The 22,995-nt window shown below is 41.3% G+C and carries 17 protein-coding genes; 14 read left to right on the forward strand and 3 right to left on the reverse strand.

Annotation, left to right across the window (positions count from 1 at the left end; all coding sequences use genetic code 11):
• The first annotated feature begins 286 nt into the window (after positions 1-286).
• From FG28_RS15040 to FG28_RS15080, 9 genes are all read left to right on the forward strand, one after another.
• Positions 287-973, forward strand: coding sequence for a TetR/AcrR family transcriptional regulator (locus FG28_RS15040; RefSeq protein ID WP_036384221.1), 687 nt, complete (start codon positions 287-289; stop codon positions 971-973).
• On the forward strand, positions 966-2,633 hold the full coding sequence (locus tag FG28_RS15045; RefSeq protein WP_036384222.1) for a peptidase domain-containing ABC transporter: 1,668 nt from the start codon (positions 966-968) through the stop codon (positions 2,631-2,633). Before FG28_RS15040 ends, FG28_RS15045 begins: the two co-directional genes overlap by 8 nt.
• Before the next feature lie 5 nt (positions 2,634-2,638).
• Positions 2,639-3,988 (forward strand): HlyD family secretion protein, encoded by a 1,350-nt coding sequence (locus tag FG28_RS15050; protein WP_036384224.1) that lies wholly within the window; start codon positions 2,639-2,641, stop codon positions 3,986-3,988.
• 4 nt (positions 3,989-3,992) lie between these two features.
• Positions 3,993-5,387, forward strand: coding sequence for a TolC family protein (locus FG28_RS15055; protein WP_231562639.1), 1,395 nt, complete (start codon positions 3,993-3,995; stop codon positions 5,385-5,387).
• Between the two features lie 77 nt (positions 5,388-5,464).
• Complete coding sequence (locus tag FG28_RS15060) at positions 5,465-6,121, forward strand: TetR family transcriptional regulator C-terminal domain-containing protein (protein ID WP_036384226.1); 657 nt, start codon at positions 5,465-5,467, stop codon at positions 6,119-6,121.
• Positions 6,122-7,432 (forward strand): AarF/ABC1/UbiB kinase family protein, encoded by a 1,311-nt coding sequence (locus FG28_RS15065; RefSeq protein WP_036384228.1) that lies wholly within the window; start codon positions 6,122-6,124, stop codon positions 7,430-7,432.
• A complete protein-coding gene (locus tag FG28_RS15070; RefSeq protein ID WP_036384230.1) occupies positions 7,432-8,061 on the forward strand; it encodes a flavin reductase family protein in 630 nt (209 codons plus the stop codon). Before FG28_RS15065 ends, FG28_RS15070 begins: the two co-directional genes overlap by 1 nt.
• 8 nt (positions 8,062-8,069) lie before the next feature.
• Positions 8,070-9,488 carry an SDR family oxidoreductase gene (locus FG28_RS15075; protein WP_036384232.1) on the forward strand — a complete coding sequence of 473 codons (1,419 nt, stop codon included), beginning with the start codon at positions 8,070-8,072 and terminating at the stop codon, positions 9,486-9,488.
• Positions 9,485-10,963: a cryptochrome/photolyase family protein gene (locus FG28_RS15080; RefSeq protein WP_036384234.1), complete on the forward strand. Its 1,479-nt coding sequence runs from the start codon at positions 9,485-9,487 to the stop codon at positions 10,961-10,963. Before FG28_RS15075 ends, FG28_RS15080 begins: the two co-directional genes overlap by 4 nt.
• 111 nt (positions 10,964-11,074) lie before the next feature.
• Here FG28_RS15080 and FG28_RS15085 read toward each other — a convergent pair whose 3' ends face one another.
• On the reverse strand, positions 11,075-12,946 hold the full coding sequence (locus FG28_RS15085; protein WP_036384236.1) for a fasciclin domain-containing protein: 1,872 nt from the start codon (positions 12,944-12,946) through the stop codon (positions 11,075-11,077).
• 599 nt (positions 12,947-13,545) lie between these two features.
• Between FG28_RS15085 and FG28_RS15090 the strand changes: the two genes are divergently transcribed.
• Both FG28_RS15090 and FG28_RS15095 read left to right on the forward strand, forming a co-directional pair.
• Entirely contained in the window at positions 13,546-15,267 is a 1,722-nt protein-coding gene (locus FG28_RS15090; protein ID WP_036384238.1) for a GMC family oxidoreductase, read from the forward strand.
• Between the two features lie 3 nt (positions 15,268-15,270).
• Entirely contained in the window at positions 15,271-15,984 is a 714-nt protein-coding gene (locus FG28_RS15095; RefSeq protein WP_036384240.1) for a gluconate 2-dehydrogenase subunit 3 family protein, read from the forward strand.
• 51 nt (positions 15,985-16,035) lie between these two features.
• On the opposite strand, the gene FG28_RS15100 is transcribed toward FG28_RS15095, so the two are convergent.
• Both FG28_RS15100 and FG28_RS15105 read right to left on the reverse strand, forming a co-directional pair.
• Complete coding sequence (locus FG28_RS15100) at positions 16,036-16,767, reverse strand: LytTR family DNA-binding domain-containing protein (protein ID WP_036384242.1); 732 nt, start codon at positions 16,765-16,767, stop codon at positions 16,036-16,038.
• Positions 16,764-17,846: a sensor histidine kinase gene (locus FG28_RS15105; RefSeq protein ID WP_036384243.1), complete on the reverse strand. Its 1,083-nt coding sequence runs from the start codon at positions 17,844-17,846 to the stop codon at positions 16,764-16,766. The genes FG28_RS15100 and FG28_RS15105 overlap by 4 nt, the downstream gene beginning before the upstream one ends.
• A gap of 201 nt (positions 17,847-18,047) precedes the next feature.
• On the opposite strand from FG28_RS15105, the gene FG28_RS15110 reads away from it, so the two are divergent.
• From FG28_RS15110 to FG28_RS15125, 3 genes are all read left to right on the forward strand, one after another.
• Positions 18,048-19,109 carry a carbohydrate-binding family 9-like protein gene (locus FG28_RS15110; RefSeq protein WP_231562640.1) on the forward strand — a complete coding sequence of 354 codons (1,062 nt, stop codon included), beginning with the start codon at positions 18,048-18,050 and terminating at the stop codon, positions 19,107-19,109.
• Between the two features lie 9 nt (positions 19,110-19,118).
• Positions 19,119-19,559 (forward strand): hypothetical protein, encoded by a 441-nt coding sequence (locus FG28_RS15115; RefSeq protein WP_156102292.1) that lies wholly within the window; start codon positions 19,119-19,121, stop codon positions 19,557-19,559.
• 339 nt (positions 19,560-19,898) lie between these two features.
• Positions 19,899-22,994, forward strand: coding sequence for a SusC/RagA family TonB-linked outer membrane protein (locus tag FG28_RS15125; RefSeq protein WP_036384248.1), 3,096 nt, complete (start codon positions 19,899-19,901; stop codon positions 22,992-22,994).
• Position 22,995 lies beyond the last annotated feature (1 nt).

The raw sequence follows: 22,995 nt of genomic DNA on the forward strand, positions 1-22,995 counted from the left end.
TACTGCATGTGTGGCACGGGTGAAGCCTTTATGCCAATATGTTTTAATACCAACACTAACGTATAAAAATATACACTTATTGACTACATTTTTAGGTTATCATCTTCATAAAACTGTGGTTGAACCTATAAATAGGTAAAAAGGTTGATTTGGAAGTCCATTTTATGCCCGAAACCGATAAGGTTTGTAGGCTTGACAACAAAAACCGTTAATTGAAAGTTAAACAATCATGATGTAATAGTATTACTGTTATATTTGCGAATGTTTATTTCAAAATGCACATAAAATGGAACGGTTAATGCAATCGCTACGTATGGGAATAAATGAAAAACTATATCTAAAGGACCCAGAGTCATCAGACCTTGGCAAAAAAATCATTGAGCAGAGCATTTTAATGATAAATGATATGGGTTTTGAAAGCTTTACTTTTAAAAAACTTGGTGCCGCAATCAATTCCAATGAAAGTTCCATTTACCGCTATTTTGAAAACAAACACAAACTTTTGCTTTATTTGGCCTCTTGGTACTGGGGTTGGCTGGAGTATAGGATGGTGTTTGCCACTTACGGTATCCCAAATGAGATTAAAAAGTTAAAAAAGGCTGTTGAGATCCTCACCCAGAACGTAGAGGAGGACAGTTCATTTACCCATATCAATGAAGTGATCCTGAACAAAATAGTCATCAATGAATTTTCCAAATCCTATCTCACTAAGGAAGTTGATAAAGAGAACAAGGAAGGCTACTTTTTGGTCTATAAAAGATTGGTGAACAGGCTTGCAGAAATGATCATGGCTGTGGATTGTGAATACCCTTATCCAATAAGTCTGGCCAGCACCATTTTTGAGGGGTCACTGCACCAATATTTTTTAAAGGAGCATTTTCCTGTCCTTACCAATTGTAATGAATCTGTTACCCCGTTTGATTTTTTCACCGATTTAATTGACCGAACCCTAAATGTAAAAGCCAATGGCTAAAGATATACTTACCTCGTGGCAGCGTTTAATGCGCATGCTCACTTTGGACAAAAAAGATGTTTTCCAAGTATTTTACTATGCAATTTTTGCAGGTTTGGTCAACCTTTCACTTCCTTTGGGAATCCAGGCCATCATTAACTTGATACAAGGTGCACAGATAAGCACATCGTGGGTGGTATTGGTAGTTTTGGTCACTTTGGGAGTGGCATTTGCAGGCGCACTTCAGCTAATGCAGATTAGGATCATTGAGAATGTTCAGCAGAAAATTTTTACCCGATCATCCTTTGAATTTGCCTATCGGTTTCCAAAAATACGCATGAGTCAGTTGAGCAATTATTATCCGCCGGAACTGGCCAATCGCTTTTTTGATACACTGACCATTCAAAAGGCATTATCAAAAATACTGATTGATTTTCCGGCCGCTTTGCTTCAGATCATTTTCGGACTCGTCTTGCTCTCTTTTTACCATCCATTTTTCATCATTTATGGATTGTTGTTGGTACTGTTGATCTATGTGGTGTTCAAGTTTACTGCGCAGAAGGGTCTGGAAACCAGTTTGGAAGAGTCCAAGAACAAATATAAGGTAGCGCACTGGATACAGGAGATTGCCCGATCTATCATCAGCTTTAAGCTTTCGGGGAGAACCTCACATGCCATGGATAAAAATGATAAGCTTGTGGCCAATTATTTGGATGCACGGGAAAGTCATTTTAGGATTATTGTGATACAGTTTATCCAAATGATAGGTTTTAAGGTTTTGGTCACCGCGGGCCTGTTGCTTATTGGAGGTTTGTTGGTGTTGGACCAACAAATGAACATAGGGCAGTTTGTGGCAGCCGAAATCATTATTCTTTTGGTGATAAACTCTGTTGAGAAGATGATCTTGGGACTGGAAACTTTTTATGACTTATTGACCTCACTGGAAAAATTGGGGCAAGTTGTGGACAAAGAATTAGAGCCCCAAAAAGGAGAAACCCCTTTTAATGAATTTGACGGACTTACCATTGAACTTCATGAAGTGACCTATAAAGTGCCGGGAAGAGAGAAGAAAATCCTTGATGACATATCCTTTACCATTACCCCACAATGCTCCATTCTGCTTAAAGGCCCCAGTGGTTCCGGACGATCTACCTTACTTCGGTTGATTGCAGGAATCCTGGAACCTGCTGAAGGAAAAATTTATGTGAATAATGTTGACCTAAAGGGGATCTATCTAAATGAATACAGGTCCTATTTGGGGCAGTCCCTTACCGAAGAATACCCTTTTGAAGGAACAATGTTGGACAATATCACCTTCGGTAACAAGGACATTTCCATGGAAGATGTGTATTGGGCCATTGAGAAAACGGGACTCACCCAGTTTGTGAAAGAACAGCCCAATGGACTTCAAACCATACTCTATCCCGAAGGAAAGAAAATACCCTATACCATTTCAAAAAAGATTGTTTTGGCCCGGAGTATTGTGCGTCGCCCAAAACTATTAATTCTTAAAGACCCCTTGGATCAATTTTCGGAAAAAGAGACTAATCAGATTATGGAGTTTTTAACAGATTCCTCCAACGGGTGGGCATTGGTTGTTGTTAGTGAAAACCCCAAATGGGTGAGCCTGTGCAATAGAACAATTGTCATTGAGAACGGAAGGTTGATTAAAGAAAGCTAAAAGCCATGTTGAATATATCCCATAACAAACTGAACCAAAAGGTAGATATAACTACGTATAGGGCAGGATTGAAAGTGTTTCACAAACGCCACTACAAACAGTTCAATCGTTTTTTGGCTGTATTTTTCATCATGGCATTCGTGGTAATGTTCCTGCCGTGGACCCAGACCATCTCAGGACGGGGCTATTTAACCACTTTAACACCGGATCAACGCCCGCAGACCATTCAATCCCAAATTCCAGGACGTATAGAAAAGTGGTTTGTGAGAGAGGGAGATTATGTAGAAAAGGGAGACACCATTCTCCAAATCTCTGAAGTAAAGAGTGAATATTTTGATCCCAAACTAGTAGAGCGTACCGGGCAGCAGATCAAGGCCAAATCCATGTCGGTTACCTCATATCAAGAAAAAGTGGGGGCATTGGAGACCCAAATTCAAGCATTGACCCAAGAGCGGCAATTGAAGCTAGAACAAGCTAAAAACAAATTTACGCAGACCAAGCTCAAGGTAAAAAGTGATAGCATTGACTTGGAGGCGGCAAAGACCAACATCGCCATTGCGCAGCGGCAATATGATCGGGTGGTGCAATTGGAAAAGGAAGGATTGAAAGCAGTGACTGATTTGGAAGAAAAGCGGTTAAAACTTCAAGAAGCCCAAGCAAAAATAATTTCACAAGAGAACAAGTTGTTGGCCAGCAAAAATGATGTCATCAATGCCCAGATGGAGATCAATAGGGTACAAGCAGAGTACACGGATAAGATTTCCAAAGCGCGCAGTGATCTCTATACCGCCCAATCCAATCAATTCGACTCTGAGGCCGAAGTGACCAAGTTGGAAAATGCGTACACCAACTACGAAATACGCAATAGTCTGCAATTTATACGCGCACCACAAAGCGGTTACATCAATAAGGCATTGCAGTCGGGGTTGGGAGAAACCTTCAAGGAAGGGGATAGGCTCGTTGGAATTATGCCCGATAAATATGACATGGCCGTAGAGACCTACGTAGACCCCATTGACCTGCCCCTGATCCATGTGGGGGAGAAGGTAAGAATTCAGTTTGATGGCTGGCCAGCAATTGTTTTCAGTGGCTGGCCCAATGTTTCTTACGGTACATTTGGCGGAAAGGTTGTCGCCATCGAAACCTTTATCAGCCCCAATGGAAAATACAGGGTGCTGTTGGCTCCGGATGAAAAGGACACCGAATGGCCAAAGGATATAAGAGTGGGTTCCGGCGCAAGTACCATGGCTCTATTGGAAGATGTTCCCATTTGGTTTGAGCTGTGGCGACAACTCAATGGTTTTCCTCCCAATTATTATCAACCTCAAAATTCAACCGCTGATGCCAAAAAGTAGTAGGATGAATCATCTTGTTTGGATTTTTTTCCTTACCGCTTTTGCTCTACAGGCCCAACAAGATAGTTTGGTCTTGGGCTTTAAGGAGTATTTGGGGTATGTGAAAAAATACCATCCCATTGCCAAGCAGGCGCAATTGACCATTGCCGCTGGACAGGCCAATCTCATGAAGGCAAGAGGTGGATTTGACCCTAAAGTGAAAGTGGATTATGACCGAAAGGAGTTTAAAGGTACCGAGTATTGGGACCGTCTCAATACTACCTTTAAAATCCCTACGTGGTTTGGGATTGAAATCAAAGGGAATTACCAACAAAATGAGGGGACCTATCTAAATCCTGATGAGACGTTGCCGGAAGATGGGTTGTACAGTGCAGGCGTGTCCATGTCTTTGTTGGATGGCCTTTGGGCCAATGAGCGGATGGCAACCTTGCGCAAGGCCAAGTTTTTTAGAGAGCAATCCAAAGCGGATCAGGATATTATGGTCAATGAAGTGTTGTACCGAGCATCCATCGCCTATTTTGATTGGATGCAAGCTTTTAATGACGCTGAAGTGTTCAAGGACTTTTTGGACAATGCCGATATTCGATTCCAAGGCATACGTGAAAGTGCGCTGGCCGGAGATATTGCCATAATCGATACCATAGAGGCTAAAATAGCGGTTAGAAACCGGGAACTTGGGTATGAGCAGGCCAAAGTGGAATTGATGAAGAAATCGTTGGAAGTTTCCAACTTTTTGTGGATTGAGGACGTACCTGTTGAACTACAGCCCGATGTGACCCCAGACCTTAATACAGAAAATGAGATTGATGTTACATTGGAAATTTTGGGCAAGCCTTTGGACAGTTTTAGTTTGGAGAACCATCCCAAATTACGATCGCTGGAATACAAAATTGACGGGCTTACTGTGGATAAGCGACTCAAGGCCAACAAACTGTTACCGAAATTGGATGTGGAGTACAATTTCCTTGCTGAATCACCAGATAGAATAAACTCCTTTGTCACAGAAAACTACAAAGGCGGAATTACATTTCAGTTGCCCTTATTTTTACGAAAGGAGCGGGGAGACCTTAAATTGGCCAAATTCAAATTGATGGATGCTGAGTTTGAGCGGGATAATGCACAAGTGGAGATCCAGAATAAGGTAATTGCCATTTACAGGGAGCTGGATTCGTATACCAACCAAAACCAATTGATTGCGGACATTGTAAATGACTACACCACCATGTTGGAAGCAGAGGAACGTAAGTTCAGTTTTGGGGAAAGCTCATTGTTCTTGATCAATTCCAGAGAAAGCAAGTTGATTGATGCTTACTTAAAACGAAATGAGATGCAAAACAAGTTTTTTCATACCAAGGCAAAACTATTTAAGAGCTTGGCCATCAATCCAGAAAATCTATAGCACAGACCTTGTCAAAAATGTTTAATGTTTGAAATAAAAAAATTAAACATTTCGTATCTTTACAGAAAACAAGGATAATGGCTAAAAAGAAGAATATTTCCAAGCAGCAAATAATCTCATGGTTCATGGAATATGTGCTGGAACACGATCAAGAACCCACTTCAATATATAAATTCTGCAAAACCTACAATCTGGATGAAAGCAGTTTGTATGAGCATTTTGGTTCCTTTAGCTCCATCAAGTCCTCCATATTCTCAACATTTCTTGGGAATACATTGGAATTATTGCACGAAGACGAAACTTATAAGACGTCCAGTGCACGGAACCAATTGTTGAGTTTTTACTTTACCTTTTTTGAGATTTTAACAGCTAATAGAAGTTATGTTGTGCTGACCCTACAAAATAGAAAGCATGCCTTGGACAATCTCAAAACCTTGCAAAAGTTGAGGGAAGATTTTAAAAAGTATGTGGATGGTCTGGATATCAAAACAATGGACCTCAAGCAAGAGCGTATGGAAAAGATGCAGCGCAAGGCGATTTCAGAAAGTGCTTGGGGACAGTTGCTTTTCATTCTAAAATTTTGGCTGGATGACAGTTCGCCATCTTTTGAGAAAACCGATATTCTCATTGAGAAAACCGTGAATAGTTCCTTTGATGTTTTGGAGGCTACCCCGTTGCAAAGTCTAGTGGATTTGGGGAAGTTCATCTTCAAGGAAAAAATGGCCATGTCGTAGATGAAAACAATAGATAGTATCCCCACTTCCAAAATTCAACGTGCTACAAAACTGGTCCAGACCGGTGCCAAAGTAGGTGTGAATTACCTCAAGTATTATGGCAACAAAATAACCACTTCGGAAAAAGAGGCCAAGGAAAAACTCGACCAAGACAATGCGGAGGATATTTATGGTGGCCTCAAAGAACTAAAGGGCAGTGCCCTAAAAGTGGCCCAAATGCTGAGTATGGAGAAGAATATGTTGCCGCAAGCCTATGTGGAAAAGTTCTCGCTCTCCCAGTTTTCAGTGCCACCGCTGTCAGCGCCCTTGGTAAACAAAACCTTTAAAAGATATTTTGGAAAGTCTCCATCCGCGGTTTACGATTCTTTCAATCCCGAAGCTGTCCATGGTGCCAGTATTGGACAGGTACACCAAGCCGAAAAAGATGGAAAGAAACTGGCCGTAAAGATTCAATATCCAGGTGTCTCTGAAAGTATTGCCGCAGATTTGGCCATGGTTAAACCCATCGCCTTAAAAATGTTCAACATTAAGGGAAAGGATAGTGACAAGTATTTTAAAGAGGTCAGGGACAAGTTACTGGAAGAGACCAATTATTTGTTGGAAGTTGAACAGAGCCAGGCCATTGTAGAAGCTTGTAAGCACTTGCCCAACATCAAATTTCCTAGTTATTATACGGATCTTTCTTCAGAAAAGGTAATAACCATGGACTGGATGGAGGGAGAACACCTGTCCGAATTTACGGCGCACAATTCCAACACCCATATTTCCAATACCTTGGGGCAGGCACTTTGGGATTTTTATATGTACCAAATTCATAAATTGAAAAGTGTACATGCAGACCCCCATCCGGGCAATTTTTTGGTCTCGAAGGATAATGAACTTGTGGTTTTGGACTTTGGATGCATAAAGACCATACCCGATTCGTTTTACATTCCCTATTTTGAATTGGCTAAAAAGGAGAATATTTCCAATCCGGAATTTTTTGAAAAGAAACTTTTTGAACTGGAAATTCTACGTCCAGATGATTCCCCAGGGGAAATCGAGTTCTTTACAGCCATGTTCCAGGAAATGTTGAGCCTATTCACCCAACCTTTCCATAATGAGGTGTTTGATTTTTCTGATGAAGTCTTTTTTGGAAAAATCACCGAATTGGGAAAAAAATATGCCCAAAACACCGAACTCCGTCGAATGAATGGAAATAGGGGATCTAAACACTTTATTTACATCAACAGAACTTTTTTTGGCCTTTACAATCTTTTGCATGAACTTAAAGCAAGTCAAATTAAGATCAATAATTATATTTTGTTGTAATGAAGTGTTTTACACAATCGGACTTAAGTTCTTTGGATGGATTGTATCGAATAAACTTGATCAATGGACTCTCTGGGTTTAAATCAGCCAATTTAATAGGGACCATTTCTGAGGATGGAAACGAGAATGTGGCAATTTTCAGTTCTGTGATTCATTTGGGATCGGACCCTCCGATTTTGGGATTTATCCATAGGCCCATCACAGCTGAAGGAAACACCTACGAAAATATAAAGCAGACAGGATTCTATACCATCAACCATCTTTCCAAAGAGCTTATGGAAGATGGCCACCATACATCTGCAAAGTATGAAAGGGATGTGTCAGAGTTTGACATGACCAGCTTAAAATCAGAGTATCTGGAAGATTTTAGAGCCCCGTTTGTGGCACAAGCCCCTATTAAAATAGCCATGAAATATCTGGAAGAATACCCCATAGCATTCAATGGCACCATTTTAATGGTTGGCGAAATCACCGCTGTTTATATGGAAGATGCTTTATTGGGAGTTGATGGGTTTGTTGATCTTTCCAAAGGAAATGTAGTGGCCGTAAATGGGCCAGACGGTTATGCACTTACAAAATTGGAGAATAGATATCCATTTCAATACCCCAAGCAGATAGCTAAAAAATAAGATGTACTATGCGGATATTGGTGACGGGAACAACAGGGTATATTGCCAAGAGATTGGTGTTGAACCTACTGGAAAAAGATCACCGAATAATCTGTTGTGTTCGTGATTTAAACCGTATTCCCGACGAAATTGAATCCAAAAAAGGCATTGAATTCATTAAAGTGGATTTTTTGGATACTCAAGATGTGGTTTTTCCTGAAGATATAGACGTCGCCTACTACCTCATTCATTCCATGGCGGCCACGGGGGATGATTTTGCCGATATGGAGAAACAATGTGCGCAAAATTTCAAGAGTTTGGTTGAAAAAACAGCCTGTCAACAGGTTATTTATTTGGGAGGTATTGTAAACGATGAATCGCTATCAAAACACCTAAAATCTCGATTGGCCGTTGAGAATACCTTAAAATCGGATGTGTATGCATTGACGACTTTTAGGGCCGGTATCATTGTGGGGAGTGGTAGCGCTTCCTTTGAAATTATCCGGGACATTGTTGAAAAACTGCCGGTAATGGTGGCCCCTAAATGGTTGAACACCCGAACGCAGCCTTTGGCCATACGTGATGTACTTCAATTCTTGGAAAGGGCAGCGGGAACAGATGAGGTAATGAACCAATCATTTGATATTTGTGGTCCGGAGATATTCACCTATAAACAAATGCTGTATCAATTTGGTGAGGTTAGGGGATTAAAAAGATACATCCTGACCCTGCCTGTGCTTACCCCCAGGTTATCATCCTATTGGCTCTATTTTGTAACCTCAACCTCATTTAATCTTGCAAAGGCATTGGTGGATAGCATGAAGGTGGAAGTGATAGCCAAACCCAGTCATATCAATGAAATGCTCAATGTGCAACCCATGCCGTATAAGGAGGCAGTACGGTTGGCTTTCCAAAAAATTGAACAGAACTCGGTAATCTCCAGTTGGAAAGATGCCATAAGTAGCGGTGTTTTTCACGATCAGTTGGCCGACCATATCCAAGTGCCCAATCATGGTTGTTTTAAGGATGTCCGCTCCAAGAGAGTAGAGGATGAAACATATACACTTCATAAAATATGGTCCATAGGCGGGGTCAATGGATGGTATAGGTTTAATGGTCTTTGGCGCATTCGGGGGTATTTGGACAAAATATTTGGCGGAGTAGGGCTGCGCAGAGGTCGTAGACATGATACAAAGTTGGAAGCCGGGGACCCCTTGGATTTTTGGCGTGTACTGCTGGCCGACAAAAAGCAAAAGCGACTACTGCTGTTTGCTGAAATGAAATTACCCGGAGAGGCATGGTTAGAGTTTAAAATTGTTGAAGATACCTTGTTCCAACGAGCGGTTTTTAGACCCAAAGGACTTTGGGGGCGTGTGTATTGGTACATGGTCCTCCCTTTTCATGCTCTGGTTTTCCAAGGAATGATCAATTCTCTGGTGCATAAATGAAAAAAGCAAGCATACGTTTCCCGCATCAGCTTTTTCAAAATCTAGATTTGCTTCCAGAGGATGTTCCTGTTTTTTTGGTGGAAGAAACCCTGTTCTTCAATCAATATAATTTTCATAAACAGAAAATTTTGTTTCACCGGGCCACCATGAAGTTCTATGCCGACTTTCTTTCCGAAAAGAGGTATGATGTCCATTACATTGATGCACAGGAAGAACGTTCCGATATCAGAATATTATTGAAAGAACTGGTCGCTGAAGGATGCGAAGAATTCCACATGATTGACCCGACGGACAATTGGCTGGAAAAGCGAATCAAATCAAGCACTTCAGATGTTGCCGTAAGGTGGTACGACTCCCCACTTTTTTTGAATTCCACAGATGACTTGACACATTTTTTCAAACCCCAAAAGAAAAACTTCTTTCAAACGACGTTTTATAAACAGCAGCGCCGAAAATGGGAAATCTTATTGGAAGGTGGAAAACCAAAAGGAGGGAAGTGGACCTTTGATGTGGAAAATCGAAAAAAATATCCGAAAAATAGAACCCCTCCGTCCATCTCTTTTCCAGATGCCGACACCTATTTTAAAGAAGCAAAAAGCTATGTGGAATCCCATTACAAGGATAATATAGGGTCGCTTACCCCAACGCCTTTGTATCCCACAAATTTTGAGTCAGCAGACCGTTGGTTCAAGGATTTTTTGGAAAACCGATTCCACAAATTTGGGGATTATGAGGACGCCTTGGTGAAAGACGCCTCATATTTGCATCACAGCGTATTGTCGCCCCTACTTAATGTGGGATTGATTTCTGTGGAAGGGGTACTGCACACATCAATTTCATTTGCGAAAGAAAATAAGGTGCCACTTAATTCCTTGGAAGGTTTTGTTCGACAGATTATAGGCTGGCGGGAGTTTATCCGAGGGATTTACGAAATAAAAGGAACCGAGGAACGCACCCGTAATTTTTGGAATCATACAAGAAAGATTCCAAAATCCTTTTATGATGGCACAACAGGAATTACCCCTGTGGACACCACCATCAAAAAAGTATTGAAAATAGGCTATGCCCATCATATTGAACGGTTGATGGTGCTCTGCAATTTTATGCTATTGTGTGAATTTGACCCAGATGATATATACCAATGGTTCATGGAACTGTTCATTGATGCATATGATTGGGTCATGGTACCCAATGTATATGGAATGGGGCTCTTTGCGGATGGGGGTCTCATGAGTACCAAACCTTACATCAGCAGTAGTAACTATATCAAAAAAATGGGGGATTATGAAGGGGGGCAATGGCAAGAAATATGGGATGGATTATTCTGGAATTTTATGGATAAGAATCGAGAATTTTTTGAGCAAAACCCTAGACTGGCCATGTTACTACGAAATTTTGACAAAATGAATCCGGATACCAAAGAGCGGCATTTGCAAAACGCAAAAGAATATTTGGACAACTTGGATGCTTCCTAAGTTTTTAAAGACCATTGTTTAAATTGAAAAGCCCCCAAGATTCATTTCTTGAGGGCTTTCTACATTAACTTAACTTAACTAAACAATACATAAATCGTTCACATTCAATTCTTAGTTTGTAGTATCAGGGATCAATACTCCATCCAGAACATGGATAACTCCATTGATGGCTTGCACATCTACAGCATCAATGCCAATTCCGGTATTTCCAGCGCCATCGGTTACATCTGCAATGTTGTCGCCAGTTCCTGGCAGGTTGATGGTAATGGCATCACCTTCAAGGGTTGTGGCCATGATACCATCGGATAAATCACCTGAACGAACATTGGCACCCGCCACTACGTGATGTTGCAAGATTGGAATTAAGTCAGCTTCATCTGGAATGGCTGAAAGAGCTTCAAATGCAGCGTTGGTCGGGGCAAAGACGGTAAATGGGTCGTCTCCGTTGCCATCTTGCGTAGAGAGGACACTCACAAAATCAACACTTGGTGTAAGTTCGGTCAAAGCCTGAACCAAAGTGGAGAAGTTGGGGTCTGCTGCTGCAAAAGTAACTACGGTTGGTAGGTCTATCACCGCATCAACTGCGTGGATGACACCGTTGGTTGCAACAATATCAGCGGCTACCACAGTGCTCACACCATTTAGGGTGACTCCGTCATCTGTATTAATATAAAGGCTAAGATTTTCGTCTGTATCGAATTCTGCTGCGGTGTTCACGTAAGAATTTGTCAATCCTGATGAGAATGCTGATGCTCCAACCACAACATGGTTGGATAAAATCGCATTGATATCATTGGAGTTAGGATTTGTAAAGGCAGCAAAGGCATCGTTGACTGGTGCAAAAACAGTAAAATCTTCTTCTTCATTGGAAAGAAGGTCTGTGAAAGTAGTATTGCCCCCATCTGTAAGAGCTGCCACCAAAGAAGATAAATTAGGATTGGCCACGGCGTGATCTACAATGTTTGGCAAATCAATTACAGCATCCACTACGTGAACTACTCCATTTAATGCTTTTACGTCTGGCGCGACGACGGTTGAAACCCCGTTGAAGGTCACTCCATCAGAAGTATCAAAGAAGATGCTAATATTTTCATCTTGTGCTCCGCTGGCCATGGTTGAGGTATATCCAGCACCTAAACCTTGGAGGTCTGTGCTGTAAATTTCACCCTCAATTACATGGTTCAATAGTACCTGAGTCAATATATCGATAGGAATGTCATCAAGGGAAGCACCGTCCAAGAAAGTTTCAAAAGCCTCATCTGTTGGAGCCAAAACGGTAAATGGACCATCACCTCTAAGAACAGTGGGTAAATCGCCATCAGCGGCAACAAGGGCGGCTGCTAGGCTTTCCAAGTTCTCATTTCCGATGGCCAAGTCAGTAATGGGTTTCAAAATGATATCTCCCAATTGGTCAATAATGGTCTGTGGAAGAAGAACCTTGTCAATAATATGTACTACCCCATTGGAAGCTACCACGTCTGGGGTAGTGACCTGTGCATCTGTATCAGTGGCATCACCAATATAAACACCTCCATCGATAGTTACATTAAGGGTAGGGCCTTGCAGTGTGGTCAACGATTGTCCATCAGCCAAATCAGAAGACATTGCAGCCGCTCCTGGAACCACATGATAGGTTAGAATAACAGCCAATAAATCTTGAAGTTCTTGAGAGCTAAAATCATCCAAGGAGTCAAATCCATCCAATTGAATCAGTAAATCGGCAAAGGCCTGATTGGTTGGTGCAAATACCGTAATAGGTCCATCGCCACTGAGGGCAGTTATTAAGTCGTTGTTAGCGCTTTCATCAGCCTTTTGTAAGGCGGCAACCAAGCTGCTTAAATCTGATGTGGCTTGAGCGGCTTCGACAATGTTAACGGTTGTCTCTGGTGGGTCCACCATTCCATCGTCGTCATCCGAACAGGATGCGAAAATGAACAGGAAAACCAATGAAGTTAGTTTGGTTATTCTTAAGAGTGCTTTCATGGGATTGTTGTTTAAAATGTTTAATAAATATGATTTAAAGTTAAACAATATATTTTTTGTTTAAGATTATTTTTTAAAAGTTTAACAAAATTATAATTTGGATGCGACGTATCGGGCTTTATAGAACCCTACCACAGTGGTAGTTAAAATAACGGGGTATTAAAAAGTTGAAGCTTAAAAAGTTACGTTAAAATTGAAATTCCCTAAAATGTAATATTTGCATGTAGGGTCAATGATTTTTAAATTTTACCGATATTTATCTGTATAGAAATGATTGCTGGGTACAGGAATGGCTTGGAATTGGAAACGAGAGTTATCTTTTGTGTCAATTTGTTGTATGGTAATGACTCGGTAATTCACCAAAATCAAAAAAAAAAATAAGCTTGTAGGGTATTTGCCCTTAAGCTTTTTTTGTTGTTATTAAGCCGCTGGTGTGGGTCGTTGGTCTAAAAAGTAGGGATTCCAGTATGGAAATTATGAATATTAACCATTCACCCAAGAAATATAACTGAATAGAAATGGAGTGCAGATTTTTAGCCCTGCGTTTTAAGGTGATAAAATAGAATTTAATCAGTGTTAATAAGTAGTTTTAAAACACAATGCAGATAATAGAAAATTCAACGGTCTACGACGCCATAATAGTTGGCTCAGGAGCAGGTGGAGGCATGGCCACAAAAGTTTTGGCCGATGCAGGTCTCAAGGTGGCCGTGGTAGAAGCAGGTCCATTTTTTGACCCAGCGGACCCCGAACAACGAACACAGCTAAGATGGCCCTATGAATCTCCAAGAAGGGGAGCAGGAACGGTAAGGCCCTTTGGTGATTTTGATGCCGCTTATGGAGGTTGGGAAATAGAAGGGGAACCCTATACCCATAAGGATGGGACAAAATTTGATTGGTTCCGTTCCCACATGTTGGGAGGCCGAACCAACCACTGGGGACGCATTTCCTTGCGATTTGGACCAGATGATTTTAAGCACAAGAGCATTGATGGCCACGGAGATGATTGGCCCATCAGTTATGACGATGTTAGCCCTTATTACGATAAGGTGGATAAGTTAATCGGGGTTTTTGGCACCAAAGAAGGACTTCACAATGATCCAGATGGATTTTTCTTGCCACCCCCAAAACCAAGATTGCACGAGCTGTTCTATATAAAAGGCGCCAAAAAATCAGGTGTTCCAGTATACCCCTCCCGCTTGTCCATGCTCACCAAGCGAATAAACAATGAGAGAGGCGTATGTTTTTATTGCGGACAATGCTCCAGGGCATGTCAGGTGTATGCTGATTTTTCCGCAGGAACCTGCCTGGTGTTTCCAGCCCAAAAGAATGGGGGACAAGTGGACCTTTTTGTCAATTGTGTTGTGCGGGAAGTTACCACCGATGATGAAGGTAGAGCCACTGGGGTTTCCTACATCAACAAAGAAGATAGAAGAGAGTACAAACTAAAAGGTAAAGTGGTGGTGCTGGGAGCTTCGGCTTGCAGCTCAGCTCGAATCCTATTAAATTCAAAAAGTCCACAACATCCCAACGGATTGGGGAACAGTAGTGATAATGTGGGTAGATACCTTCATGATTCCACAGGAGCAGACCGAATGGCCTTTGTTCCCGATTTGATGAACCGAAAAGTATCCTATAACGAAGATGGTGTGGGTGGAATGCACGTCTATTCACCTTGGTGGGGCGATAACTCCAAATTGGATTTTCCACGAGGGTACCATATTGAAATATGGGGTGGCATGGGAATGCCGAGTTATGGTTTTGGTTTCAATGTGAATGAGTTCAATAAGTTCTTTGGAACCAAGGTTGGTGGTTATGGAGATATGCTCCGTAGCGACGCCAAAAAATACTATGGTGCCCTTGTTGGCCTCAGCGGGCGCGGTGAATCTATCGCGATGCGGGACAATTACTGCGAAATTGACCCCAATACCGTTGACGAATGGGGAATTCCAGTACTGCGTTTTCATTATAAATGGTCCGATAACGAACGTAATCAAGCCAAGCACATGCAGGATACTTTCGAAGAAATCTTGGTGAATCTAGGCGGAGAGCCTGTTGGTAAAAAGCCGGGTAAGGATGTGGATTATGGGCTTCATGTTCCCGGACGAATCATTCATGAAGTAGGTACCACCCGAATGGGAGATGACCCAAAAACATCGGTCACCAACAAATATCAGCAACTACATGATGCCGATAATGTATTTGTTGTGGATGCCGGGCCTTTTACTTCCCAGGCAGATAAAAACTGTACCTGGACCATTTTGGCACTTTCATGGAGGGCATCGGACTATATTGTGGACCAATTGAAAAAACAAAATCTATAGGCAATGGACAGAAGAAAAAGTTTAAAATCGATTGTATTGGGGTCCGTGGCCGGAGGTCTGGCATTGAACGGATGTAAGCCCGGAACCGAAGTTGCCATTGACGATAAGACCATTGAGAGCTCAGCGGTCAAATGGCGTACTGAAAAGGAAAATGAGGAAGTTGCCAAACTGTACGATGAGCAATTTTTCAATGAATATGAAATAGCCACCATGACCGTGCTTTGTGATTTAATTCTGCCAGGTAGTGATGAGTTCAAAAGTGCCTCAGATGCCGATGTGGTCTCTTTTATTGAATTTATGGCCAAGGATATGCCCGAGATGCAGACCGACCTTAGAGGTGGACTCATGTGGTTGGACCACAAGAGCAATACGGAATTCAATGTGGAATTTAAATCGGCCACAGAAGAACAACAGAAAAGCATCTTGGACAAAATAGCCTATTATGATCCGGAAATCCCAGAGGATGAAAGACCCTTTGAGGTTAATTTTTTCTCTTTGGTACGGAACCTCACCATGACCGGTTTCTATACCTCAAAAATTGGCATTGAGGAATTGGGTTATAAAGGGAATATGCCCAATGTTTGGGACGGGGTTCCCGAGGATGTTTTGGAGCAACACGGGGTCTCCTATGACCCGGAATGGATTGCCAAATGTGTGGACCAGAGCAAACGTAACGATATTGCTGAATGGGACGAGAACGGAAATTTAATCACCTGATTTCCCAATAGAAAATAAAAAATGAAGCTTGCCAATTTTGGCAAGCTTTTTTTATTCTGGATTGGATTTGTTTCCAGTGGTGGAAATGGAGCGCTCCAAAATATGGGTTTTTACGGCATCCAGATAACTTCTTCCTATCACATACCGTTTGCCCGCTATTTCAACGCTATTGCCCTCCAAAGCGTCTATTTTATCCATGGATACGGTGTGCGACCTATGAATTCTGATGAATTTATCATTGGAAAGCTCCTCTGTGAAAGCACTCAGGGTTTTATGCACAATATGGTTGCCCTTTGTGGTAATGATTTTGATATAGTCCTTTAAGCTTTCAACCAAAATGATTTCGTCCAGATAGATTTTTTTCATTTTCTTTTTGTCCACTTTCACAAAAATGTGCTCACGGGTTGCGTCCCATTTGGGATGGTCCTTGGCCTTTGTTATGGCCTTGTTCACGGCCTTTATAAACCGGGATAGGGAAATGGGCTTAACCAAATAATCCAATACTTCCTGATCAAAGCCTTTTGCAGCATGTTCCGCATGTGCAGAGGTAATGATGACCATAGGTTTTTCATCCAGGCTATCAAGAAAACTGAATCCGTCAATAATAGGCATATTTACATCCAAAAAAAGGAGGTCGGGCTTGTTTTCCCGTAAGTAGGCAAGGCTGTCAATGGCATTGTTGAAAACGGCCATTTCCTGCAACTCCTTAATTTGTTCCATATAATTTTGGATGACCTTAATGGCCAGGGGTTCATCATCTATGATTACGCATTTTATAGTCATCTGAGTTTGAGCTTTAGTTTCACAATATATTCATCCAATTCTTCATGTATGTCAAGTTTGTATTCATCTTCTCCATACCGTAGTTTTAATCTTTTCTCGACATTCAAAAGCCCTATTCCCCCAGCGTATTTTTCTTTGTTTTGCAAGTGGTTTTTGGGTTTGGTATTACTGATTTCAAAGTAAAGAAACTTTTTTTCAATCAGTATTTTTATGCTTATCCGTACTTTCCCAATGTTTTGGTTGGCCCCATGTTTAAAGGCATTTTCGATAAATTGGACCAATAGCATGGGTGCGATTTTTTTCCCTTTGGGGTCTCCGGTAACCTCAAATTCAAGTTGCAGGTTTTCGTTGTACCGTATCTTTTCAAGATCTAGATAGTTTTTTATAAAAATGAGCTCTTTTCTTAGGCTTTGGTTTTTGTCCTTGGTTTCATATAGCACATAGCGCATCAAATCGGAAAGTTTGATAATGGTCTCAGGGGTTTTGTCTGATTTTTCCAGGCTCAGTGAATAAATATTGTTCAAGGTGTTGAAGAAAAAATGCGGGGAAATTTGGGCCCGCAAAAAACGGAGTTCGGTTTCCAATTGCTCCTTTTCCAATCTTGCCGCCCTTCCTGTTTCCCGAAGCCAGTCGATGGTCAATTTAATTGATGCCACAAAAGTAATCACGTAGAGTTCACCCAACATCATCACTATGGTATAGTTGAAGGTAAGGCTATGTGTTTCAGGGCCTTCGGGCCATACATCATAACTTATCAAAAAAAAGGTGAGCAGGTATTTAATGACCACCATAACAAAAATGGAGGAGAATAAAATCAGAATAAAAAGTATGATCTTTCGCTTAAAAATAAAGCGTGGAATCAAATAGTAAATGGTGAAGTAGGTTAGAAAAATATGGATGGGGAACCCTAAGAGATTGGCTTTAACAGAATACAGGTAATCATTGAAATAGCTGCCCCATCTCAAAAAATTAAAAGTAAAATAGATAAGCCAGAAAATTACATGGTGCAATGGGGTAATCTTGAACTGGGTTGCAGCATTTACCAAAAACCTATTCTTGACTTGTTTTTGAAGTTGCATCTGGCTATGAATTACATTTTTTGAACATTTGGCTTCCCTCAGCTGTCATTGGTCTAATAAAGCGCATAAATCTGGATGAAATTAGGAATTTTTACAAAAAAGTAAACTTTATTTGGATTTATGAAGGTGCTGCTTGATGCCAAATGTAACCAAAGTAAAGTTTATAATTTATGGATCGTTGATTTCAATCAAATGTCAAAAATGTTCCAAATAATGGTGTTGTACTTTGCGATGGCAGGCACGGTTTCTTGTGCCGGGCAGCGTGGAGCAGCGCCAGAATCCATTATTGTGTACAAGACCAACGAACCTGTTAAGGTTGATGGTTTGGCCAATGAGGCATCTTGGGAAAAGGCTGAAGTTTCCAATGACTTTATTGACATTGAAGGTGTGAAGACCCCAACCTACAAAACCAATGTGCGTATGCTTTGGGACGAAACATACCTGTATTTTTTAGCCGAAATGGAAGAACCACATGTGTGGGCAACCTTAAAGCAGCGAGATACGGTTATTTTCTATAACAACGATTTTGAAATTTTCATCGACCCTGATGGGGATACGCACAATTATTATGAGTTTGAAATGAATGCCCTCAATACTGTTTGGGATTTGTTCATAGTAAAACCGTACAGGGAAAGTGCTCCCATTGTGGATAGTTGGGAAATTTTGGGTTTAAAATCGGCTGTGCATGTCAATGGTACTTTGAATGACCCCAATGATATTGATAAAGGGTGGAGTGTTGAGGTGGCCATGCCTTGGGAGGTTTTGAAAGAGGCCAGTGGTAGCAATGCTATCCCGGAAGGTGATTTTTGGCGCATCAATTTTTCAAGGGTAAACTGGGATTTTGATGTTGTTAATGGAAAATATGCACGGAAAAAGGACGCAAACGGCAAATTTCTCCCTGAATATAATTGGGTGTGGTCCCCACAAGGGGTTGTTAACATGCACGAACCCGAACATTGGGGATATGCCTATTTTTCGCCAAAAGCCGCTGGTGAAGTGGATAGTTTTAAGATTCCAGAAGATGAACAGATCAGATGGATGCTCTATACATTTTATCGAGCACAAAAAAAATATCGAACCCAAAATGGCTCCTGGGCAACCCAATTGGATGAACTCGGATTGGAACCCATTGCGAAGGATGGTACAAAAGTGAACCTTGATTTGGAGTTGCACCGAATGGGATGGACCATTCAGGCAGAAAGTCCATTTACGGGGTCTGTATTTGTGATTGGTCAGGATGGGAAATATCAGCAAATCAAATAAGAAGTAGAAATGAGGATATGCTACATAATTATATTGCTTCTATCCGTATTCTTGGTTTCCTGTATGGACAATATTGGTATGAAACCCAATGCCAATATCACATCTAAGGGAGATAAAGATATTGCCTATTGGGTATGCGTAACTGCTGATGCTAAAAAAGGTGATACTTTTTATTTGAATGAATTTAAAAAGTACAGGACCAACGACCTAAATGTTATTCTGGTTAATGCTAGTACAGATTCTATTTTTTTAGATCATTTGGTGGAATTGGCAGAGAGCGAAGGTTTGGAGGTGCATAAGGCACTGGGTATTCCTGCAATGAATGCCGACAAATTGGAGGAAGCTATTGAACAGGCCAAGAAAAATGGAACCAAAAGAGCATTCTTCTTTGATCAGACCACTTTGACCAATGAGCAGTTCAAGGTCATTAAGGCATCACAATCAGAATAGAGGTTTAGAACTTCGGACCTAAATAATAGCTATATGGCATAACCACTACAGCAAACTTTTGGTTTTGGTTCTGACAGGCAAATTCCACAGCATTGCATTATCTTTTCCCATACATGGATTTGGTTTAAAACCTTATAACAAAAGCAAGTATATTTTACCTATTCCCTTTTTTAGATACCCATTGAATAAGCTTTTGGCAAACAAAAACTCCCTTCGGCTTTTCACGTTTGTTGTTGGTCGAAATTTTTTCAGAAATCCTTAACAAATAGGGATTTTCACTACGTATGTTAACTTTAAATTAACGTATCTTTTAATTACTAACGATTCAAATAAACTAACATGATTCAAAAACTTAAGTATGTACTTGTTTTTGCGGTAATGGTTTCCATTCAGGGGGCCATGGCGCAAACAATTACCGGAACGGTTTCTGACGAAGCTGGGACACCCTTACCTGGAGTCAACATTGTTGAAAAAGGAACCAACAATGGTGTTACTTCCGATTTCGATGGAAATTATGGCATTACTGTATCAGACAGCGGTGCCACTTTGGTGTTTTCTTATTTAGGCTACCAGACCATTGAAATTCCAGTTTCGGGCCGAACAACGATTGATCTAACCCTGCAGGAAGATACGGAACTTCTTGACGAGGTGGTGGTTACTGCTCTTGGAATCAGTCGAGAGAAAAAATCACTAGGTTATGCGGTAACCGAGGTGGAATCAGAGCAAATCAACACCGTAAAGGACTACAACGTAGCCAACTCCTTGGTGGGTAAGGTCGCTGGATTGGTGGTGAACCAATCCGGTGGTGTAGGTTCCAGTTCCAGGATTGTACTTCGGGGTAACAATTCCATCACTGGGAACAACCAGGCATTGATCGTAGTGGATGGTATCCCTATTGATATGTCCGACACATCTTCTGGAGGTAGTGTGTACAGTAGTACGGTTACCGGTGGTGGTATCACCGACCTTAACCCAGAGGATATTGAATCCGTATCGGTGTTGAAGGGACCAAACGCAGCAGCACTTTATGGATCACGTGCTGCCAGTGGGGTTTTATTGATCACTACCAAAAAAGGAAGCAAGGGCAGAGGTCTTGGTATTTCTTTCAATTCAAATGTAACCTTGGAAAATCCCATGTTTTTGCCAGAGTATCAGAATGAATATGGGCAAGGAACCAACGGTGCTCCTTATCCTGATGTTGCCGGTATGGGAACCTCTTCTTGGGGTTCTAGAATGGATGGTACCCAGCAAATCTATTTCACAGGGGAACAAAAGGCCTACTCGGCACAGCCCAATAATGTGGAGGATTATTTTGAAACAGGTGAAAAACTTATCAATTCTGTATCTGTGGATAAAGGCGGAGATGATTACAGTATGCGGTTCTCCTATACCAATAACAGTACAACATCCATTATTCCAAATTCCAAATTAAATAGCCACAACTTTAATTTAAGAACGTTGGTGGACATTTCGGACAAATTGAGCTTTGATGGAAAAGCCACTTACTTTACCCAAGAGTTGAACAATAGGGTAAATCTAGGTTCCGAAGGGGTTTTGGGATACGTGTACTACATGCCCAGAAGTGTTGATGTGAACGACCTTAAAACCTATCAAATTGCCAACCCTGCATTGTACGATCCAAACAATGGAATCAGTGAGTATGATGTGATCAGTTATTCTGGAAGCGGTAAAAGTATTGGTAACCCATATTGGATTCAGTATGAGGACACCAATGACCAAAGACGCGATCGTTTCATTGGTTTTGGTAAAGTGAATTATGAGTTCAATGATTGGTTGTCAGCCTTCATTCGGGTAGGTGGCGATGTTACCAATGTACGAACCGACTTCATCAACCCAGTAGGACACCATTTCAATAGATATGGTCGTGTGGAGTTCAACACAGATAAATATACCGAAATGAACTCAGATTTCTTGATCACTGCAAACAAGGATTTTGGCGAAAAAATCAATCTTACGGCCAATGTGGGTGGTAACTTGTCAAAGCGTACCGCTGAAAGAATGGGAGTTGTGGGGTCACAGTTTAAGATTCCTACAAGGGCTTTGTTGGCCAACACCAACATCCAGTCCAGTACGCACACGCCAATGGAAACCAAAAAAGTAAACTCACTATATGGTTCTGTATCCTTGGGATATGATAATTTCATGTATTTGGATTTAACAGCCAGAAACGATTGGTCGTCAACCTTGGCGGCTGATAACCGTTCTTATTTTTATCCATCTGCGAGTTTTGCACTTCTGTTGGACAGATTTATCGATCCAGAAAGAAACGTAGTGGATATGTTTAAATTGCGGACCAGTTGGGCCGAAGTAGGTAACGATACTGGAGTGTATCAGTTGTATCAAACTTTTGATGTGCCACAACAAGGGTATTTGGGATTAACCACCTTGAGTGCGCCCGATATCAGATACAATGAAGACCTAAAACCAGAAAGCGTAAAGTCTGTTGAATTTGGTGCAGAAGGACGTTTCTTCAAAAACCGTTTGTATTTCGACCTTTCTGTGTATAACATCACCACCAATGATATGATTTATGATCTGCCCGTACCTGCGGCCACAGGATTCAACTTTTACAAATCAAATATTGGTGAGGTGCAGAACAAGGGTGTTGAATTTTTGATAGGCGGTATGCCGGTGAGAACAGAAGATTTTTCTTGGGATGTATCTTTTAACTTCTCTAAAAACAAAAACACCGTAAATTCATTGATTGAAGGCTTGGATGGCACCATTTTAAACACAACCAACTCAGGTAACGTGGCTATTGCGGCAAATGTTGGAGGTGGTATCGGCGATATTTATGGAACCGTTTGGGCCACTGATGATGACGGAAACAGATTGGTCAATGCCGAAGGTATTCCAATGGCTTCCTCAGAGCGTGAACTTTTGGGGAATGCACAACCCGATTGGATTGGTGGTTTGACCAACACTATTTCATACAAAAATCTTTCCCTCCGTTTCTTGATCGATGGACGTGTAGGCGGTGAAATTTACTCTGTAACGTCAGCAAGCCTTGATGGTGCGGGTGTTTCCGAAAGAAGTTTACTGTATAGGGATGGTGGTGTTGTAGTGGATGCCATTAATAGTGATACGGGCTCAGCCAATACAGAGAGTATTACTGCTCAAGAATACTGGGGTGCCGTTTCTGGTATTGCCGAAAACTATGTATACGAGCAAACCAACGTGAGATTGAGGGAATTTGCATTTACCTATAACTTTAGTAGGGACTTGGTTCAAAAAATAGGCCTCAACTCTGCATCTTTGGGATTGATAGGAAGAAACTTGTTCTTCTTTTACAAAAAGGCAGATGATATAGATCCAGATGCAACCTTGGGTACTGGATTGAACGGACAGGGTATTTCCATAAACAATGTACCCACGGTCAGGAGCCTTGGGTTGAACCTTAATCTGAAATTATAAA

This window comes from Muricauda sp. MAR_2010_75 (genome assembly GCF_000745185.1).
Taxonomy (GTDB): domain Bacteria; phylum Bacteroidota; class Bacteroidia; order Flavobacteriales; family Flavobacteriaceae; genus Flagellimonas.

Coding starts and splice junctions, on each gene's coding strand:
- FG28_RS15040 (WP_036384221.1), top strand. CDS start 287: ATGGAACGGTTAATGCAATCGCTACGTATGGGAATAAATGAAAAACTA.
- FG28_RS15045 (WP_036384222.1), top strand. CDS start 966: ATGGCTAAAGATATACTTACCTCGTGGCAGCGTTTAATGCGCATGCTC.
- FG28_RS15050 (WP_036384224.1), top strand. CDS start 2,639: ATGTTGAATATATCCCATAACAAACTGAACCAAAAGGTAGATATAACT.
- FG28_RS15055 (WP_231562639.1), top strand. CDS start 3,993: ATGAATCATCTTGTTTGGATTTTTTTCCTTACCGCTTTTGCTCTACAG.
- FG28_RS15060 (WP_036384226.1), top strand. CDS start 5,465: ATGGCTAAAAAGAAGAATATTTCCAAGCAGCAAATAATCTCATGGTTC.
- FG28_RS15065 (WP_036384228.1), top strand. CDS start 6,122: ATGAAAACAATAGATAGTATCCCCACTTCCAAAATTCAACGTGCTACA.
- FG28_RS15070 (WP_036384230.1), top strand. CDS start 7,432: ATGAAGTGTTTTACACAATCGGACTTAAGTTCTTTGGATGGATTGTAT.
- FG28_RS15075 (WP_036384232.1), top strand. CDS start 8,070: ATGCGGATATTGGTGACGGGAACAACAGGGTATATTGCCAAGAGATTG.
- FG28_RS15080 (WP_036384234.1), top strand. CDS start 9,485: ATGAAAAAAGCAAGCATACGTTTCCCGCATCAGCTTTTTCAAAATCTA.
- FG28_RS15085 (WP_036384236.1), bottom strand. CDS start 12,946: ATGAAAGCACTCTTAAGAATAACCAAACTAACTTCATTGGTTTTCCTG.
- FG28_RS15090 (WP_036384238.1), top strand. CDS start 13,546: ATGCAGATAATAGAAAATTCAACGGTCTACGACGCCATAATAGTTGGC.
- FG28_RS15095 (WP_036384240.1), top strand. CDS start 15,271: ATGGACAGAAGAAAAAGTTTAAAATCGATTGTATTGGGGTCCGTGGCC.
- FG28_RS15100 (WP_036384242.1), bottom strand. CDS start 16,767: ATGACTATAAAATGCGTAATCATAGATGATGAACCCCTGGCCATTAAG.
- FG28_RS15105 (WP_036384243.1), bottom strand. CDS start 17,846: ATGCAACTTCAAAAACAAGTCAAGAATAGGTTTTTGGTAAATGCTGCA.
- FG28_RS15110 (WP_231562640.1), top strand. CDS start 18,048: ATGTTCCAAATAATGGTGTTGTACTTTGCGATGGCAGGCACGGTTTCT.
- FG28_RS15115 (WP_156102292.1), top strand. CDS start 19,119: ATGAGGATATGCTACATAATTATATTGCTTCTATCCGTATTCTTGGTT.
- FG28_RS15125 (WP_036384248.1), top strand. CDS start 19,899: ATGATTCAAAAACTTAAGTATGTACTTGTTTTTGCGGTAATGGTTTCC.